The organism is Janthinobacterium sp. GW822-FHT07H11, assembly GCF_058798615.1.
Map to the genome: position 1 here is coordinate 85223 of NZ_CM179507.1, position 16195 is coordinate 101417.

Annotated in this window: 11 protein-coding genes and 4 tRNA genes; 11 read left to right on the forward strand and 4 right to left on the reverse strand. The window is 61.2% G+C overall.

The genetic code is table 11. The features are described from left to right. Positions 1-205 precede the first annotated feature (205 nt). Positions 206-2077: a phosphoenolpyruvate carboxykinase (GTP) gene (locus AC3RCJ_RS00360; RefSeq protein WP_492961318.1), complete on the reverse strand. Its 1872-nt coding sequence runs from the start codon at positions 2075-2077 to the stop codon at positions 206-208. Between the two features lie 329 nt (positions 2078-2406). On the opposite strand from AC3RCJ_RS00360, the gene AC3RCJ_RS00365 reads away from it, so the two are divergent. Continuing rightward, positions 2407-3420: a D-2-hydroxyacid dehydrogenase family protein gene (locus tag AC3RCJ_RS00365; RefSeq protein ID WP_492961320.1), complete on the forward strand. Its 1014-nt coding sequence runs from the start codon at positions 2407-2409 to the stop codon at positions 3418-3420. Here the strand turns inward: AC3RCJ_RS00365 and AC3RCJ_RS00370 are convergent. Continuing rightward, on the reverse strand, positions 3408-4181 hold the full coding sequence (locus AC3RCJ_RS00370) for an L-asparaginase (RefSeq protein WP_492961322.1): 774 nt from the start codon (positions 4179-4181) through the stop codon (positions 3408-3410). The two genes, AC3RCJ_RS00365 and AC3RCJ_RS00370, sit on opposite strands and share 13 nt — an antisense overlap. 155 nt (positions 4182-4336) lie before the next feature. Here AC3RCJ_RS00370 and AC3RCJ_RS00375 point away from each other — a divergent pair, with 155 nt between their 5' ends. The 3 genes from AC3RCJ_RS00375 to AC3RCJ_RS00385 all read left to right on the forward strand — a co-directional run bounded on the left by AC3RCJ_RS00375 (position 4337) and on the right by AC3RCJ_RS00385 (position 8901). After that, positions 4337-4822: an asparaginase domain-containing protein gene (locus AC3RCJ_RS00375; protein ID WP_492961324.1), complete on the forward strand. Its 486-nt coding sequence runs from the start codon at positions 4337-4339 to the stop codon at positions 4820-4822. A 201-nt stretch (positions 4823-5023) separates the two neighbouring features. After that, a complete protein-coding gene (locus AC3RCJ_RS00380; protein WP_492961326.1) occupies positions 5024-5701 on the forward strand; it encodes a PEPxxWA-CTERM sorting domain-containing protein in 678 nt (225 codons plus the stop codon). A gap of 491 nt (positions 5702-6192) precedes the next feature. Then, a complete protein-coding gene (locus AC3RCJ_RS00385) occupies positions 6193-8901 on the forward strand; it encodes a TonB-dependent receptor (protein ID WP_492961328.1) in 2709 nt (902 codons plus the stop codon). 141 nt (positions 8902-9042) lie between these two features. Here the strand turns inward: AC3RCJ_RS00385 and AC3RCJ_RS00390 are convergent, their stop codons facing one another. Together AC3RCJ_RS00390 and dinB are read right to left on the reverse strand one after the other, a co-directional pair. Continuing rightward, a complete protein-coding gene (locus tag AC3RCJ_RS00390; protein WP_076569354.1) occupies positions 9043-9939 on the reverse strand; it encodes a recombination-associated protein RdgC in 897 nt (298 codons plus the stop codon). Between the two features lie 116 nt (positions 9940-10055). Further along, positions 10056-11237: a DNA polymerase IV gene (dinB, locus tag AC3RCJ_RS00395; protein ID WP_492961330.1), complete on the reverse strand. Its 1182-nt coding sequence runs from the start codon at positions 11235-11237 to the stop codon at positions 10056-10058. A gap of 142 nt (positions 11238-11379) precedes the next feature. On the opposite strand from dinB, the gene AC3RCJ_RS00400 reads away from it, so the two are divergent. The 7 genes from AC3RCJ_RS00400 (at position 11380) to AC3RCJ_RS00430 (ending at position 16090) form a co-directional block, all read left to right on the forward strand. Beyond that, positions 11380-13539 carry a S9 family peptidase gene (locus AC3RCJ_RS00400; protein ID WP_492961332.1) on the forward strand — a complete coding sequence of 720 codons (2160 nt, stop codon included), beginning with the start codon at positions 11380-11382 and terminating at the stop codon, positions 13537-13539. A 99-nt stretch (positions 13540-13638) separates the two neighbouring features. Beyond that, positions 13639-13714: transfer RNA gene (locus AC3RCJ_RS00405), tRNA-Val, on the forward strand. Positions 13715-13768: 54 nt separating this feature from the next. Next, positions 13769-13845 (forward strand) — tRNA-Asp (locus tag AC3RCJ_RS00410). Positions 13846-14063: 218 nt separating this feature from the next. After that, positions 14064-14139, forward strand: a tRNA-Val gene (locus AC3RCJ_RS00415). Between the two features lie 53 nt (positions 14140-14192). Next, positions 14193-14269: transfer RNA gene (locus AC3RCJ_RS00420), tRNA-Asp, on the forward strand. A gap of 106 nt (positions 14270-14375) precedes the next feature. Beyond that, positions 14376-15473, forward strand: a complete 1098-nt coding sequence (locus AC3RCJ_RS00425) for a hypothetical protein (RefSeq protein ID WP_492962155.1) — start codon at positions 14376-14378, stop codon at positions 15471-15473. Continuing rightward, on the forward strand, positions 15464-16090 hold the full coding sequence (locus tag AC3RCJ_RS00430; protein ID WP_492962153.1) for an ABC transporter ATP-binding protein: 627 nt from the start codon (positions 15464-15466) through the stop codon (positions 16088-16090). The genes AC3RCJ_RS00425 and AC3RCJ_RS00430 overlap by 10 nt, the downstream gene beginning before the upstream one ends. Positions 16091-16195 lie beyond the last annotated feature (105 nt).

A 16195-nucleotide genomic window follows, 5' to 3' on the forward strand; every position in this document is an offset into this window, starting at 1 on the left:
AATAGCAGCGCAATAAAAAACGGCGCGGATTGCTCATGCAATCCGCGCCGTTTCTCTTCTTGCTAGCACCCCAGTCATTGCCGGCGTGTCATTTATCGCACGCCAGTCTTCGCCGGCGTGTTTCTCCCCCACTACAACTCTCGACACCTGACAAGCTACTGCGCGGCGCGCCACGCTGGCCAGGTGCCGCTTTACGCTAACTTATTTACGCACTCAGCCGCGTTTCCAGCGCCGCCTTGTGATCTGCCAATTCTTGCGGCAGATGATACGCGAGTTTTTCAAACAACTCCGTATGCAATTTCAATTCTTCCACCCACGCGGCCTTGTCGATCGAGGTGATGGTGTCGAACTGTGCTTGCGTGAATGGCAAGCCATCCCAGTTCAGGTCGCCATACTGCGGCGTCGTGCCGAACAGGTTTTCCACGCCGCCCGCCTTGCCTTCGATACGCTCCAGCATCCACTTGAGCACGCGCATATTGTCGCCAAAGCCAGGCCAGACGAACTTGCCTGCCTCGTCCGTGCGGAACCAGTTGACGCAATAGATCTTCGGCAGGGCCGCCGGGTTGACCTTGCCCACCTTGACGCCCATGTCCAGCCAGTGCTGGAAGTAATCGCTCATGTTATAGCCGATAAACGGCAACATGGCAAATGGATCGCGGCGCACGACGCCCATCTGGCCCACGGCCGCGGCCGTCGTTTCCGAACCCATGGTGGCAGCCATGTACACGCCCTCGACCCAGTTGCGCGCTTCCGTCACCAGCGGCACGGTGGTGGAGCGGCGGCCACCGAAGATGAAGGCCGAGATCGGCACGCCGGCCGGATCGTCCCAGGCAGCGTCGATCACGGGGTTTTGCGTAGCAGCAACAGTGAAGCGCGCATTCGGATGCGCCGCCTTGGTGCCGGACGCCGGCGTCCAGTCCTTGCCCTGCCAGTCGATCAGGTGGCTTGGTGCCTCTTTCGTCAAACCTTCCCACCAGACATCGCCATCGTCCGTCAGCGCCACGTTGGTGAAGATCGTGTTGTCACGCATCGACGCCATACAGTTGTAATTGGTTTTTTCGTTGGTGCCTGGCGCCACGCCGAAGTAGCCGGCTTCCGGATTGATGGCGTACAAACGGCCATCGGCACCGGGCTTGATCCAGGCGATATCGTCGCCGATGGTGGTCACTTTCCAGCCATTGAAACTTGCCGGCGGGATCAGCATGGCAAAGTTGGTCTTGCCGCAAGCCGAGGGGAACGCCGCCGCCACGTAATGCTTCTTGCCTTCCGGCGATTCCACGCCGAGGATCAGCATGTGTTCGGCCAGCCAGCCCGGATTGCTGTCGGACGCTTGCGCTTCCTGGTAACCCATGTTCGAGGCGATGCGCAGGGCGAAGCATTTCTTGCCCAGCAGGGCGTTGCCGCCGTAGCCAGAACCGAAGGACCAGATTTCGCGCGTTTCCGGGAAATGCACGATGTACTTGGTGCTGTTGCACGGCCATTTCACGTCTTGCTGGCCGGCCGCCAGCGGCGCGCCCACGCTGTGCACGCACGGCACGAACTCGCCATCCGTGCCCAGCACGTCGTACACGGCACGGCCCATGCGGGTCATGATCTTCATGTTGACGGCGACATACGGCGAATCGGACAGTTCCACGCCGATGTGGGCGATCGGCGAACCGAGCGGACCCATCGAGAATGGCACGACATACATGGTACGGCCGCGCATGCAGCCGTCGAACAGGCCGTTCAGGGTGTGGCGCATTTCACCAGGTTCGGTCCAGTTATTCGTCGGGCCGGCCGCTTCTTTCGTTGCCGAGCAGATATACGTGCGGTCTTCGACGCGGGCCACGTCGCTCGGGTCGGAGCAGGCCAGGTAGGAATTCGGGCGCTTTTCGGCGTTGAGTTTTTTCATGGTGCCGCTGGCAACCATCTCGGCACACAGGCGCTCGTACTCTTCCTGCGAGCCATCGCACCAATAGATACGCTCAGGCTTGGTCAGCGCGGCAATATCGGCCACCCAGTTGATCAGTTTCTGTTGTTTAATATAAGCTGGGACGTTGAGTGCGGCGACGCCACCCATGACGGGCTGATTCATATTACCTCCAATACCAATAAAAGAAATTCTGGTCATTCCGGCAAGACAGGCAGCATCGTTGAGAGGTGGCTGCGGCTCACTGCGCGCGGGGTGCTCACGCGGGCAGGGCTCTGAGGGTCATTTACCTGGATCATGCACCCAGGCTGCAAGAACAGTTTGCGCTATAACGATAATCAGGAAGCTTCAAAAGTGCCGGCGATTGTACACCCGCAAAACAGCTATTCTCGCAAAAATGTAGGAGAATAGCTTGACTAATGTAGTAGGCTATTCAGCATTTCCCGTATCCTGTTATTTCCCTACCAAATCCTCACTAAAATCGCTGATCCACCATGAAAATTGCCATACTCGATGATTATCAGGATGCCGTGCGCACCCTCGACTGTTTCAAATTGCTCGATGGCCACGAGGTCAAAGTATTCAGCAACACGGCACGGGGACTGGGCCAGCTGGCCATCCGCCTGGCGCCGTTCGACGCGCTGGTGCTGATCCGCGAACGCAGCAGTTTCAACCGCGCGCTGCTGTCGAAACTGCCGAACCTGAAACTGCTTTCGCAAACGGGCAAGGTCAGCGGACACATCGACGTGGCGGCCGCCACCGAGCTGGGCATCGCCATCGCGGAAGGCATCGGCTCGCCCACGGCGCCGGCCGAACTGACGTGGGCGCTGATCATGGCGGCGCAGCGCAAGATCGTGCCGTACGCGCAACATTTACAGGAAGGGCTGTGGCAGACCTCGTCGCTGGAACCACAGCGCAACACGCTCGGCACGGTATTGAAGGGGCGCACCCTGGCGATCTGGGGCTACGGCAAGATCGGCCAATTGATTGCCGGCTATGGCCGTGCCTTCGGCATGACCATCCTCGTGTGGGGCAGCGAAGCGAGCCGCGCGGCGGCCGTGGCGGCCGGCGATACGGCGGCGGCATCGCGTGCCGCCTTCTTCGAGCAGGCCGACGTCTTGAGCCTGCACCTGCGCCTGTCCGACACGACGCGCGGCCTGGTCACAAGCGAGGACCTGGCGCGCATGAAGCCGACGTCCCTGTTCGTCAACACCAGCCGCGCCGAGCTGGTGGCCGAGGGCGCGCTGGAAGCGGCGCTGCAGCAGGGGCGCCCGGGCGCGGCCGCGCTGGACGTGTTTACGGATGAACCCTTGCCGCCCGGCTCGCCATTGCTGCGGCTGCCGAACGTGCTGGCCACGCCACACCTGGGCTACGTCGAGCGTGACAGCTACGAGCTGTATTTCCGCTATGCCTTGCAAAACATCGTCGACTTTGCGCAGGGTCAATGCACGCGCCTGCTCAATCCGGAAGTGCTGGCGCACGCGCGGCAAGCCCCTCAGGAGCGCTGAAAGCCCTTCAACAAGTCCGGCTCGCCCGTGAGGCGGATGGCGGGCGCGGGCAGCACGTGCGTCCCCCGCCACAGGCCGGCCCAGCCGGGCGGCCAGGCGATTTGCCGGCCGGTGTACGGCGCCACGCCGGCGCGCACGCCGATGACGGGCACGGGCGGCATGTCGGCCAAGGGCGCACCATCGGCGCGCTGCATGTCCAGGCTGTACATATAGTTCGGCAGCAAGGCGTCGCAGACGTGCGCGAACCAGGCCGCGTGGTCCTCGTCGCAGCCCAGCGCCTGCGCCAGTCCCTGCGGGTCGAAACGGGCCAGCGCGTCGATCAGCTCGCCGGTAGAGGCGCCCGGCGTATCGCCCCAGCCCATCACAGGATTGACGTTGTAATCGGCGCCCGAGCCATACCAGCCTTCGCGCCACGGCCGCTGCATCCAGTCGCGCGGCCCCGTGAACAGATGCCAGCGCCAGTGCAGGCCCGACGGTTTCGGCCACGAATACAGATACAGTTTTTGATAGCCGGCCTGGTGCAGCTCGCGCACCATGGCCATCAGGCGCGCATGCGGCATGCGGTCGGGCGGCGCGCGGCGAAACAGGATCGCCTCGCCATCGGCAAACTGCACGTCATCGGTCGACAGATTCAAGTCCAGCGTGCGCGCCTCGCTGCCGAAACGCGCCGCGATCCAGCCCGTCAGCAGATTGACGGCCGTGATCACGCCATAACCACGGTGGCGGTGAAAGATGACGGTGCCGGGAGCGAGCGCTTTCATGCGGAATAAGTCGGGCCGGTGGGCGAACAAAGTAACAAGTGTACTCACAGATGGCCGAATTTTCCAGGTGCGATCCGCACCGGCCCGCCATTCACGCAAAGGACACAATCCACGCTATCATGCGCGTCATTCTCCACTGACATCGTGACCACATCATGACTTTGCGCATACTCGCCACCGGCGGCACTTTCGACAAGCACTACAACGAATTGAACGGGACCCTGGGCTTTTCCGATAGTCATTTGCCGGCGGCGATCGCACGCGCGCGCATGACGGCACCCGTGGCACTGGAGCAATTGCCCCTGCTCGACTCGCTCGACATGCAGGATGCCGACCGCCAGCGCGTGCTGGCCTCGTGCCGCGCGGCCCAGGAAAAAGCCATCGTCATCATCCACGGCACCGACACCATGCGTGAAACGGCGCAGGTGCTGGGCGCGGCGCAATTGCAGCAGACCATCATCCTGACCGGCGCCATGATCCCCTACGAGATCGACAATTCCGACGCCCTGTTCAACCTGGGCTTCGCCTGCGGCGTGGCGCAAACCTTGCCCGCAGGCGTATATGTGGCGATGAATGGCCAGATCTTTGCCTGGGACAATGTACAAAAGAACCGCGCGGCGGGCGTGTTCCAGCCCTTGTAAGAAAATTGCGCTGCGACAACGTCGCAGCGCAACAACAAAATGACAGTGCAATATTTCTACGAGTATAAGGAATACCCCTATTAATTCCCGCACAGAAATATTGCAAGCAAAAAAGCAATATATTTGTTCATAATTGCAATTATTTCTCCTGCTTCAATGCTATATTTGCCTCATCGACTAACCCCTTTTTGGGAATCCATCATGAGCAAGCGCAAATCGGCCACACAACTGTTCCAACTGGGCGCCATCGCCGCCGCGTTTGCGCTGAGCGGCGCCGCGCACGCGACGACCAACCTCACCAATGAATACACGGTAAGCGCATCGGCCACCGCCGCCGGCGCGAATACCTGGACCTTCGATTACAGTGTCCTGAACAATAACCAGGGCATCGGCGGCCAGACCGGCCTGGACGGCTTCACGATTTTCGTCCCTGTCTCGGCCATCCTGGTCGGCTCCACGGCCCCTGCCCCCTTGAACGGCGCGCCTGGCTTCTGGTCGCAAGGCAGCAGCAGCCAGCTCGACCTGGGCGGCAACGGCTCGCAAAACCTGGTCGCGCCAGCGGGCTACGCGGCCTACACCTGGTGGGGCCAATATACGCAAGCCGTGTACACGCCAGGCTCGACCGCGAATTTCAGCATTACCTTGAGCAATGTTGCCGTTGGCGCCAACACCGTTGGCATCAGCACCTACTTCGGCTACGGCGCCGCGACCGCACAATCTGCCAGCAACCAATATGGCAATTACTCTACCTTTACCGGTACTTTCGCTTCACCGGTGGCCGCAGTGCCTGAACCGGAAACATACGCCATGATGCTCGCCGGCCTCGGCCTCGTTGGTTTCATGGCACGCCGCAGAAAAGCAGGCAAGCACACCGCCTGATTTCCACTCTGCAGCACCTCGACAAGCCCGCTTCCAGCGGGCTTTTTTTCGTCCATCGAAAATTCTCCTATGCAACATCATGGAGAAAATTATTATTGGTCAAACATCAAATTGCCAAGATAATAATTATGTGTTGTAAAAAAACGCCATTCATCATTTTTAAAAACGTTGATATTGTAAAATATAAAACTGTATATTTTACATATTATTAAATATTCTTCAGTATGTTCAATTTCTTGCCAAATTCAACACGGCGAAAGTCCTTTTTTCCTTGCTGAGACGACATAATGTTTGCCTCGACAAGCTAAAAGTGCATTTATAACAATATTGCACGAAGTAGTCTTCCATGCCCGCCCGGGCATGTGTCCGCCTACCGTACACGCCATCGCAGGCCATCTATCCGATGGCCATGCCGGTGCTCGCGTACCGCTTGTCGTTATTAAAACTACTACGGAGTAATTGTTACAATGGCATTAAAAGAAAAAATTGGCGTGCGCAGCGTACGCCTGGCCCTGACCGTACTGGCAGGTAGCGTCTTGTTCTCCGGCCAATCCATGGCGGAAGAAGCAATTCAAAAAGTTGAAATTACCGGTTCGAGCATCAAGCGCATCGCCGTCGAAGGCGCACTGCCCGTGCAGCGCCTGACGCAGGAAGCGATCGCCAAAACGGGCGCCACCACGGTTGCCGACCTGGTCCAGGCCCTGCCCGCCATGCAAGGCTTTACCGTCGGCGCCGCCGCGGCAGGCACCAACTCCGGTGGCCGCACCAGCGCCTCGATCCATGACATCGGCGAAGATTACACCCTGGTCCTGCTGAACGGCCGCCGCATCGCGCCACAAGGCTCGGGCACGTCCGTCAACCTGAACGCCATTCCGATGAGCGCGGTTGAACGTGTCGAAGTGCTGACCGACGGCGCCTCGGCCCTGTACGGTTCCGATGCCATTGCCGGCGTGATTAACTTCATTCTCAAGAAGAACCAGCAAGGCGGCTCGCTGGAAGCCACCTACGGCGGTCCGGAAGACAAGGGCGGCAACGCCTGGAATACCAATATCACCTACGGTTTCGGCGACATCGACGAAGACCGTTTCAACGTCCTGCTGTCGTACCGCCATGACGAGCAATCGAACTTGCGCGCTACCGACCGCTCGTTCGCCCGTTCGTCGCGTATTCCAGTGAGCCATAACGGCAAACAATACGTCTACGACAAGACCGCCACGAGTACGGCACCAGCCAACGCCACCGTGTCCGTCAAGGACAAAGCCGACTACCTCTTCAATCCATACCTGGCGAAGAACAAGAATTGTGGCGCCCAGACCAATGCGCCTCTGGCAGCCAACCAGCTCGCTTGCGGCTTCGATGGCGGTTCCACCGTGGAAATCGTGCCGGAATCGAAGCGCGACAGCCTGTTCACCCGCGCCACCTATAAAATCAACGACTCGCTGAACGCGTTTGCCGAAGTCGCCTACTCGCACTATGACCTGACCGCGCGCATCTCGGCCAACCCGGTGCAAATCCCGATTGCCATTGACGGTGCGCAGTACAACAAGTTTGTCCTGCCTTACCTGACGCCGGAGCAAGTCAAGGACATCACGTCCGTGACGGCCAACTACCGCATGAGCGACTGGGGCAACCGCACCACCAACACCGTCACCGAGACCAAGCACTTCGTCATCGGCGTCGAAGGCGAAATTGGCGCGTGGAACATCGATGCAGGCCTGACCTGGTCGCAAAATGCCATCAACGAACATTACATCGGTGGCTATGCGAAAACGGCCGATATGAAGGCCCTGCTGAAGAATCCGGCGTTCAATCCCTTCATGCCTGCCGGCACGCCCTCGCCGGAAATGCAAGCGCTGATCAACAAATCGCAATTCAACGGCTCGATCCGCACCGCATCGACCACCATGCGCGGCATCGATGCGCACGGTTCGCGCGAACTGTTCACCTTGCCAGGCGGCAAAGCCAACATCGGTATTGGCGCCGACTACCGCGAGTACAACTACGGCCAGACGCCGGATGCGGGCGCAAGCACCAGCACCATCTATGGCTTCAACACCTCGCCACGCTACGACCTGAGCCGCTCGACCTACGGCGTCTTCGCCGAGTTGCTGGCACCGATCACCAAGACGGTGGAAGTGAGCCTGGCCGGCCGCTATGATTCCGTGTCGGCGATCGACAATGGCGTGATTAACAAGACCATCGGCAAAGACGCCAACGCCAATACCTACAAGGTCACGGCGCGCTGGCAGCCAGTGCAGCAACTGTTGCTGCGCGGCTCCTACGGCACGGGCTTCAAGGCTCCGGACATGCTGAGCATTGGCCAACCCCTGGTCAACAACGGCTTTACCGGTGCGAACTGGAATTGCCCGTTCCCTGGCGACGCGCTGTGCCGTGCCCCTAACAGCCAATACAATAAAATGGCTGGTGGTAATGAAAACCTGAAGCCGGAAAAATCGAAACAGTTCACCGTCGGTTTCCGTGTCGAACCTAGCTCGGCATTCTCGTTCGGCGCCGACCTGTGGGACGTCAAAATCACTGACGCGGTCTCGGCCGTGAGCGAAGCGCAGGCGTTCAACAATCCAGCCATGTACCGCGACCTGTTCGGCACCTACCTCGAACCGACGACCGGCAAGTCGTACTATGCGTTCAAGTCGCTGTCGATGAACATCGGCCAGACGCATAACCGCGGTATCGACTGGGACATGACGGCACGTAAGAAGTTTGATATCGGTAACTTCACGGCTAACCTGAGCGGCACCCACATGCTCAAGGCCGACTACACCGTGCCAGGTACAAAGAATCAGTGGACCAACAACATGAACTACTACGGCATTTCCGATGCCGTCACGTTCCGTAACCTGATGAAGCTCAACATGAGCCTGGAATCGGGCAAGCTGACCAACACGGTCATCGTCAGCTACCGCAACGGCTACACCGACGCTTCGGCCGAAGTGATGGACCTGGCCACCAGCAAGCTGGAAAAAATCCGCCTGCACGTGCCTTCGTACACGACGGTTGACTTCCAGGGCCGCTACGCGTTCAGCAAGTCGACGACCTTGCGCGCTGGCATCAAAAACCTGTTCGACCGCGCTCCGCCACTGTCGCTGCGCAGCTCGAACGGTCACCAGGTTGGCTACGATCCACGCTACGCCGATCCAATGATGCGTTCGTTCTACTTCACGGCCCAGTACAAGTTCTAAGTTGACCGTGTCAACCTAGGCTGAGCCGACCAAGGGCCTTGCACACGCAAGGCCCTTTTTTTTCGTCCAAAGAACGGCATGCCAGGCGAGGGACGAAAAAAAAGGAGCCGCAGCTCCTTTTTCGTACCGATATAACTGCTTTTACGCAGTCGCCTCGCCGCCCAGCGCTTCGACCACGTCGGCCATCAGCTTGGAGAGCTCGCCCGTCATCAGCATCAGGTCGCCATCGAAACGCTCGTCGTCGTTCTTCGTGCTCGATTCCGTTTCCTTGATCACGTCCAGCGGCTTGACGCTCTTGATGGCCAGGGACTCCGTCAGCACGAACGAGATCTTGTCGTTCCACGTCATGGCCAGGCGCGTGCACTGCTTGCCGGCCGCGATGTGGCGGCGCACGTCGTCCGCTTCCAGCGTGTGGCGCACATAGCGCACGGTGGCCTTGCTCTCGCCCGTGGCGCGCAATTCCGTATCCATGTCGACCGTGAAGCCGGCCGGCGCATCGTCGGCCTGCAGCCATTCCGTCATCACCGCGACCGGCGAGCGCTGCACGCGCAGGCTTTCCAGCGGCAATTTATCCACGGCTTTGAGCAGCAGCTTGATGACTTCGTCGGCCTTCGCCGGGCTGGCCGCATCGATCACCAGCCAGCCATTGACGGGGTCGATCCACGTCCAGACGTTGCTGCGGATGCTGAAGGCGCGCGGCAGCAGCTCGTCGGCCACGCGTTCCTTCAATTCCTTCATGGCCTTCTTGCCGGGGGCAAAGCCTTGCGCTTCTTCCATCTCGGCGGCGCGGGCCTTGGCCACCTGGTTGATGACGGTGGCCGGCAGCAGTTTCTTTTCCGTGCCCAGCAGGATCAGCATCTGCTTGTTGACCACGTGCACCAAACCGCCATTCGGGCGTGGCGTGTCCCAGCCCTGGCGCATCAGATCCATGCTGGTCGCCGGCGTAAATTTGTTCGAGGACAAGGCCTCTTCCAGTTGTTCTGGCGTATAAGCCCATGGTGCGGGCAGGCGGTAAATCTGAAGATTCTTGAACCACATAGTTTTTGTCTTCCGTTTGTTTCAGTAGTGCCAGGGGAACGCCATTCTACACTTTCGACGTGAAAATACCGTCAAAAGCGCGGTCTGGCGCGGTGTTTGTCTTCCAGCGGGCGCCGCTACAGGGCGGGGAACAGCTCGGCCTGGGCCGGCGCCTGCCGCGTCACGAGGGCCGGATCGGACAAGGCCGAGATGCGCACGCCCAGCAGGCGGATTTTCTTGTCGAACGGCACGCGCCGCAGGCAGTCGCGGCTGGCGCGCAGGATGGCGGCGGCGTCCGCCGTGGCGCTGGCCAGGGTGATGTCGCGCGTGACGGTGCTGAAATCCTCGAAGCGCAGCTTGATGCCCACCGTGCGCCCCGCCAGCGACTGTTTATCGAGGTCGCCCGCCACGCGCGTGCACAGGCTTTCCAGCTTTTCCGACAGGATGGCCCGGTCGCGCACCACTTGCAGGTCGCGCTCGAACGTCGTTTCGCGGCTGACGGACTTGGTTTCCCGGCTCGTCTGCACGGGACGCTCGTCGATGCCCAGCGCCGCCTGGCGCAGCCAGCCCGTGTACAGGTCGCCGAACTGCGTGCGCAGCATGGCCATGTCGGCGCGCGCCAGCTCGCCGATGGTGATAATGCCCAAGGCTTCCAGCTTGGCCGTGGCCTTTGGGCCGATGCCATTGATCTTCTTTGCCGGCAAGGGCCACACGCGCGTCTCGACATCCTCGGGCGCCAATATGGTGAGGCCGTCGGGTTTTTCCAGGTCGGAACAGATTTTTGCCAGCAATTTGTTCGGCGCCAGGCCGATCGAGCACGACAGGCCCGTCGCCTCGAACACGGCCGCCTTCAGGCGCGCCGCCATGGCCGGCGCCTGCTCGCCGTATTCGGTCAGGTCGACATAGATTTCATCGATGCCCACGTTCTGGATAATGGGGGCAAGATTGGCCACGGCTTGCTTGAAGCGGGCCGAATACTCGCGGTAAGCCTCGAAATCGGCCGGCAGCAGGATGCTGTCGGGCGCCAGTTTCGCCGCCTTCATGATGCCCATGGCGGAAAACACGCCAAACGCGCGCGCCGCATAGGTCGACGTCGTGACGACGCCGCGTCCCACATAGTCGCGCATGCGCGCAAACTGCCGCGTGCCGTCTTCCTGCAGCACGGGCTGCTGCAGCCGGCCGCCGCCGATCACCACCGGCTCGCCACGCAATTCCGGATATTTCAACAGTTCCACGGAGGCAAAGAAAGCGTCCATGTCCAGGTGGGCTATCCAGCGGCGGGCGGGCGGCTCGAGAAGTGGGCAGGCAGATGTGGTCAAGTACACCTCGCGGCAAGATACTGTAGTTATATACAGTATCGCTGGAAATGCCCGTGGATGCAAGTTGAAACGCACGGGCAACGTAGTTGCTTTTCTCAATGGCAAGATTACAATCCTGACACAACTATTCAAAGGAGTCGCCTTGTCCATCCCCCGTCACGCCTTGCACCGCATTGCCGCCTGCTCATCCATCCTGCCGGCCCTGCTGCTGTCCACGCTGGCGCCATCCGCGCTGGCCGCCGACGCCACCGCCGCCACCGCGCCCGTGGCCGCCAAGACCGCCTGGCAGGAAACGCGCCATGGCACCGTCGTCACGGACGACTACCGCTGGCTGCAAAAGAAGACCGATCCTGCCGTGATCGACTACCTGCATGCGGAAAACGCCTACACGGCCGCCGTCACGGCCCCTATCCAGCCGCTGGCCGACAAGCTGACTGCGGAAATCAAGGGCCGCATGCAGGAAGTGGACCTGTCCGTGCCCGCGCGCCAGGGCAATTTCTACTATTACACGCGCACGGAAGCGGGCAAGCAATATCCTGTCCACTGCCGCCGCCCTGTCGGTGCCGGCGGCGCCTACGATGCGCAGGCGGCCGAGGAAGTCCTGCTTGACCAGAATCAATTGGCCGAAGGCCACAAATTTTTTGCCGTGCGCGCCTTTGCCGTCAGCCCGAACGAGCAGTTGCTGGCCTACACCACCGACACGACGGGTTTCCGCCAGTACGAGCTGCACGTCAAGGATTTGAAGACGGGCAAGCTGCTGGCCGATGCCATGCCGCGCGTCACCTCGCTGGCCTGGGCGGCAGACAACGCCACGCTGATGCTGGCCCAGGAAGACGCCACCACCAAGCGGTCGGACCGTTTGTTCCGCCTGACCCTGGGTAGCGCGCCGCAGCAGGTCTACCACGAGCCGGTGGAACAATTCGCCATCCAGGTGGGCCGCACACGCGACAAGCAGTTCTTTGTGCTGACCTCGGGCAGCACGGACACCAGCGACGTGCTGCTGCTGCCAACGAGCAAGCCGGAAGGCAGTTTCCACAGCGTGCTGCAACGCGAGAAGGGCCACCGCTACAACGTCGAACACCGCGACGGCCAGCTGTATATTCTGACCAACAAGGATGCGAAGAATTTCCGCGTCGTCAGCGCGCCCTTGTCCGCGCCGCAGCCGAAGCACTGGAAGAGCGTCGTGCCGCACAACAAGGATGCCGTGATCCAGTCCATCGATGTGTTCCAGGGCTACCTGGTGGTGATGGAAAAGGCGCGCGCCCTGAACCGCGCGCGCATCTTTGATTTTGCGCACAAGAACTGGAAAACCGTGCAGTTCGACGACCCCGTCTACCTGGCCACGGCGGCCGGCACGCCGGAGTTTTCTGCCACGCAATTTCGCATGTCGTACCAGTCGCCCGTCACGCCGCCCACCGTCATCGACGTCAACATGCAAGATGGCAAGCGCACGGTGCTGAAACAGCAGGAAATCGTCGGCGGCTTTGACGGCAGCCGCTACACGACGCAGCGCCTGTGGGTGAAGGCGCGCGACGGCGTGCAAGTGCCGCTGTGGATCGTCTACAAGAAGGGCGTCAAGCTCGACGGTTCCGCCCCGCTGCTGCTGTATTCGTATGGTTCCTACGGCATCTCGACGGAAGCCAGCTTTGCCATCAGCCGCATCAGCCTGCTGGAGCGCGGCGTCATCTATGCGCAGGCGCATATCCGCGGCGGCACCGACATGGGCGAAGCCTGGCATGAAGACGGCATGCTGATGAAGAAGAAAAACACCTTCAACGACTTCATCGACAGCGCCGACTACCTGGTGCGCGAAAAATGGACGAGCCCGAACCGCCTCATCATCCAGGGCGGCAGCGCGGGCGGCTTGCTGATGGGCGCCGTCGTCAACATGCGCCCCGAGCTGTTCCACGCCGTGCACGCGGCCGTGCCGTTTGTCGACGTGATGAACACCATGATGGACGCCAGCCTGCCGCTGACGACGGGAGAGTACCTGGAATGGGGCGACCCGAACCAGAAGGCGGCCTACGACTACATGCTCAGCTACTCGCCCTACGACAACATCGCGCGCAAGAATTACCCTGCCATGCTGGTGACGACGGGCCTGAACGACAGCCAAGTCATGTACTGGGAGCCGGCGAAGTACGTGGCCAAGCTGCGCGCGTACAAGACGGACAGCAATCCCTTGCTGCTGAAAACGAATATGGGCGCCGGCCACGGCGGCGCGTCGGGCCGCTACAACGCCATCGCCGAAAATGCGTTCAATATGGCGTGGATGCTGTCACAGTGGAATATCACCGAGTAATGTGAAAAAAGCGCTTGCAGAAGGATTTTAGCCGTCCTATAATAGCGCCTCTTCCAGACGTGGTGACAAACGTCGGGATGGTTTTCTGAGACAAGCAACGGGTGCTTAGCTCAGTTGGTAGAGCGGCGCCCTTACAAGGCGTAGGTCGGGAGTTCGAGCCTCTCAGCACCCACCAAATCAGAAAACTGTCCAGTGCTTCATGGATCAGCAACACAGATCATACGAGCTTGGAGTGGTAGTTCAGTTGGTTAGAATACCGGCCTGTCACGTCGGGGGTCGCGGGTTCGAGTCCCGTCCGCTCCGCCAATAAAAGAAAAGCCCTTTGGTTCTCTGAACCGAAGGGCTTTTCCCATTTCAGCAGCAGAAACCACGCCCGCACGCCCTCCTGTGAACATTTTTGCGCTTTTCAGCAAAAAAACTGCTGTTATCCCCCAAGAATAGTTGCACAAGCACCAGAGCGCCCCCTATAATAGTGCCTCTTCCAGACGTGGTGACAAACGTCGGGATAGTTTTCTGGGATATGCGGGTGCTTAGCTCAGTTGGTAGAGCGGCGCCCTTACAAGGCGTAGGTCGGGAGTTCGAGCCTCTCAGCACCCACCAAACAGAAAATTATCCAGTGCTTCATGGATCAGCAACACAGATCATACGAGCTTGGAGTGGTAGTTCAGTTGGTTAGAATACCGGCCTGTCACGTCGGGGGTCGCGGGTTCGAGTCCCGTCCGCTCCGCCAATAAAAGAAAAGCCCTTTGGTTCTCTGAACCGAAGGGCTTTTCCCATTCTGGAACAGCAAATGCACTAGAATCAGCTACCCCGACTCCGCCCCTGCCCGCATGCGCTTGCCCCGTAGCACTCATCCCTATCTTGCCCTGCGGCTGCGCCTGGCCCATCATGCTTTGCTGCAATTTGCCGCCAGCGTGGCCAGTTCCGTGGAAATCTTCTTTTTCCTGGCCGGCCCCGTGCTGCTGGGCCTGCTCAGCGTCATCGCCCTGCCCGGCTTTCTCGCCATGAGCCAGCCCTGGCCCGCCGCGCTGGCCATCGTCGGCACGCAAGCCCTGCTCACTTGCCTGCCCGCCTGGCTGCTGCGCAAGCGGTTGTTGCCGGCGCATACCGCCGCCTGGCTGCGCCAGCTGCCCTTGCCGCTGCGCCTGCGCTGGCAAGCCGATATCGCCGTGGCCGGCCTGCTGATGCTGCCGCTGGGCCTCGCCTATGCCGTTTCCACCACCATCTGGCTGCTGCAGTCGCCGCCGTGGCTGCGCCCCGTTGCCGCGCCCGGCACTGTGGCCACGGTCGGCGCCTGGCTGCTGGCCTGGCTGCTGACGACGCGCATCGTGGCGCGGCGCCTGCGCGCGCCACGCCCCGCACAAAAGGCGCGCCCGCCCACGATGACGGCCTATGTGCCGCGCCAGCCCCGCTGGTCCACCCTGTTCCTGTGGCGCCAGCTGTTCTGGCTGCCGTTCTGGCGCAACGAGAATGTGATCGGCATCCAGCAAAGCGTGCTGCTGGCCACGGCCGGCGCCAGCATGCTGGCCTGGCTGCTGCGCGTGCCCCTCGTGCCCGCACCGCTGTTCGGTCTGCTGGCCAGCGCCAGCCTGGTCATCGTGACGGACCGCAGCGACAAGGCCGTGCGCGAGCAGATCGCCGTGCTGCGCCCCGCGCTGAATGCCTGGCCCCTGGCCAGCGCCACCTTGCTGCGCCTGGCTTGCGCGGCCAGCCTGCTGCCGGCGCTTGCCGTGCTGCTGGGCGCGGGCGCCTTGCTGTATGCCACCGATCCCGCCGCCCTGCAGCAGCGCGTCACCACGGTGTATGCCGTCACGGCCGGCGTGGCCCTGCTGGCCATCGTCGGCCTGCCCCGCCTGACGGCGCGGGGACGAGTCGCCCTGGTCGTCCTGTCCATCCTTGCCTTGAGCGCCATCGGAAGCGAATTATGGAATTGAATGTGTCTTCTCCCGTGCTGCACATCGCGCAGCTCGATTTTCACTTTGCCACGCACAGCGTGTTTCAAGGTTTTAACAAGCAATTCGGTCCCGGCGTCACCTGGCTGCGCGGCGCAAACGGCGCCGGCAAGACGACCCTGCTGAAACTGGCGGGCGGCGCCCTGCTGCCCGCGCGCGGCGCCATCCGCCTGGACGATATCGACAGCGCTCACCTGCCGCTGGCCTACCGCGCGCGCACGTTCTATTGCGGCGGCGATGCCCCCGCCCTGCCCTGGCTGCAGGTGCACGAGTTTCTCGACCTGCACCTGGCCCTGTACCCGGGCAGCGACCGGGCCCTGCTGAACGACGAGCTGGGCGCGTTTGCCCTGCTGCCGACCTTGCAGCAGAGCATCAACGCCCTCTCGCTGGGCCAGCATAAAAAATTGCAACTGGCACTGGCACTGGCCTTGCCCGTGCGCCTGCTGCTGATCGACGAACCGTTCAACGGCCTCGACGCGGCCGCCATGGCGTACTTGCGCACGCGCCTGTCCGAGCCGGCGCGCCTGGCGCGCCAGTGCATCGTGCTGACCAGCCACCTGGCGCCGGACGTGCCGCTGGCGGCCACGGTGGAAATATAGACAGGAAATACAGCTTTGCAGATCGGCCAAGGACAGCTTACGATGCCGTGTTGCAAAAACCGGCGATCCCGGTGCAGCCACGACGACAACATGGCGCGGTTACTC

Bases quoted from the DNA above. Each gene is read 5' to 3' on its own strand.
- AC3RCJ_RS00360 (WP_492961318.1), bottom strand. From the start codon at position 2,077: ATGAATCAGCCCGTCATGGGTGGCGTCGCCGCACTCAACGTCCCAGCT.
- AC3RCJ_RS00365 (WP_492961320.1), top strand. From the start codon at position 2,407: ATGAAAATTGCCATACTCGATGATTATCAGGATGCCGTGCGCACCCTC.
- AC3RCJ_RS00370 (WP_492961322.1), bottom strand. From the start codon at position 4,181: ATGAAAGCGCTCGCTCCCGGCACCGTCATCTTTCACCGCCACCGTGGT.
- AC3RCJ_RS00375 (WP_492961324.1), top strand. From the start codon at position 4,337: ATGACTTTGCGCATACTCGCCACCGGCGGCACTTTCGACAAGCACTAC.
- AC3RCJ_RS00380 (WP_492961326.1), top strand. From the start codon at position 5,024: ATGAGCAAGCGCAAATCGGCCACACAACTGTTCCAACTGGGCGCCATC.
- AC3RCJ_RS00390 (WP_076569354.1), bottom strand. From the start codon at position 9,939: ATGTGGTTCAAGAATCTTCAGATTTACCGCCTGCCCGCACCATGGGCT.
- AC3RCJ_RS00430 (WP_492962153.1), top strand. From the start codon at position 15,464: ATGGAATTGAATGTGTCTTCTCCCGTGCTGCACATCGCGCAGCTCGAT.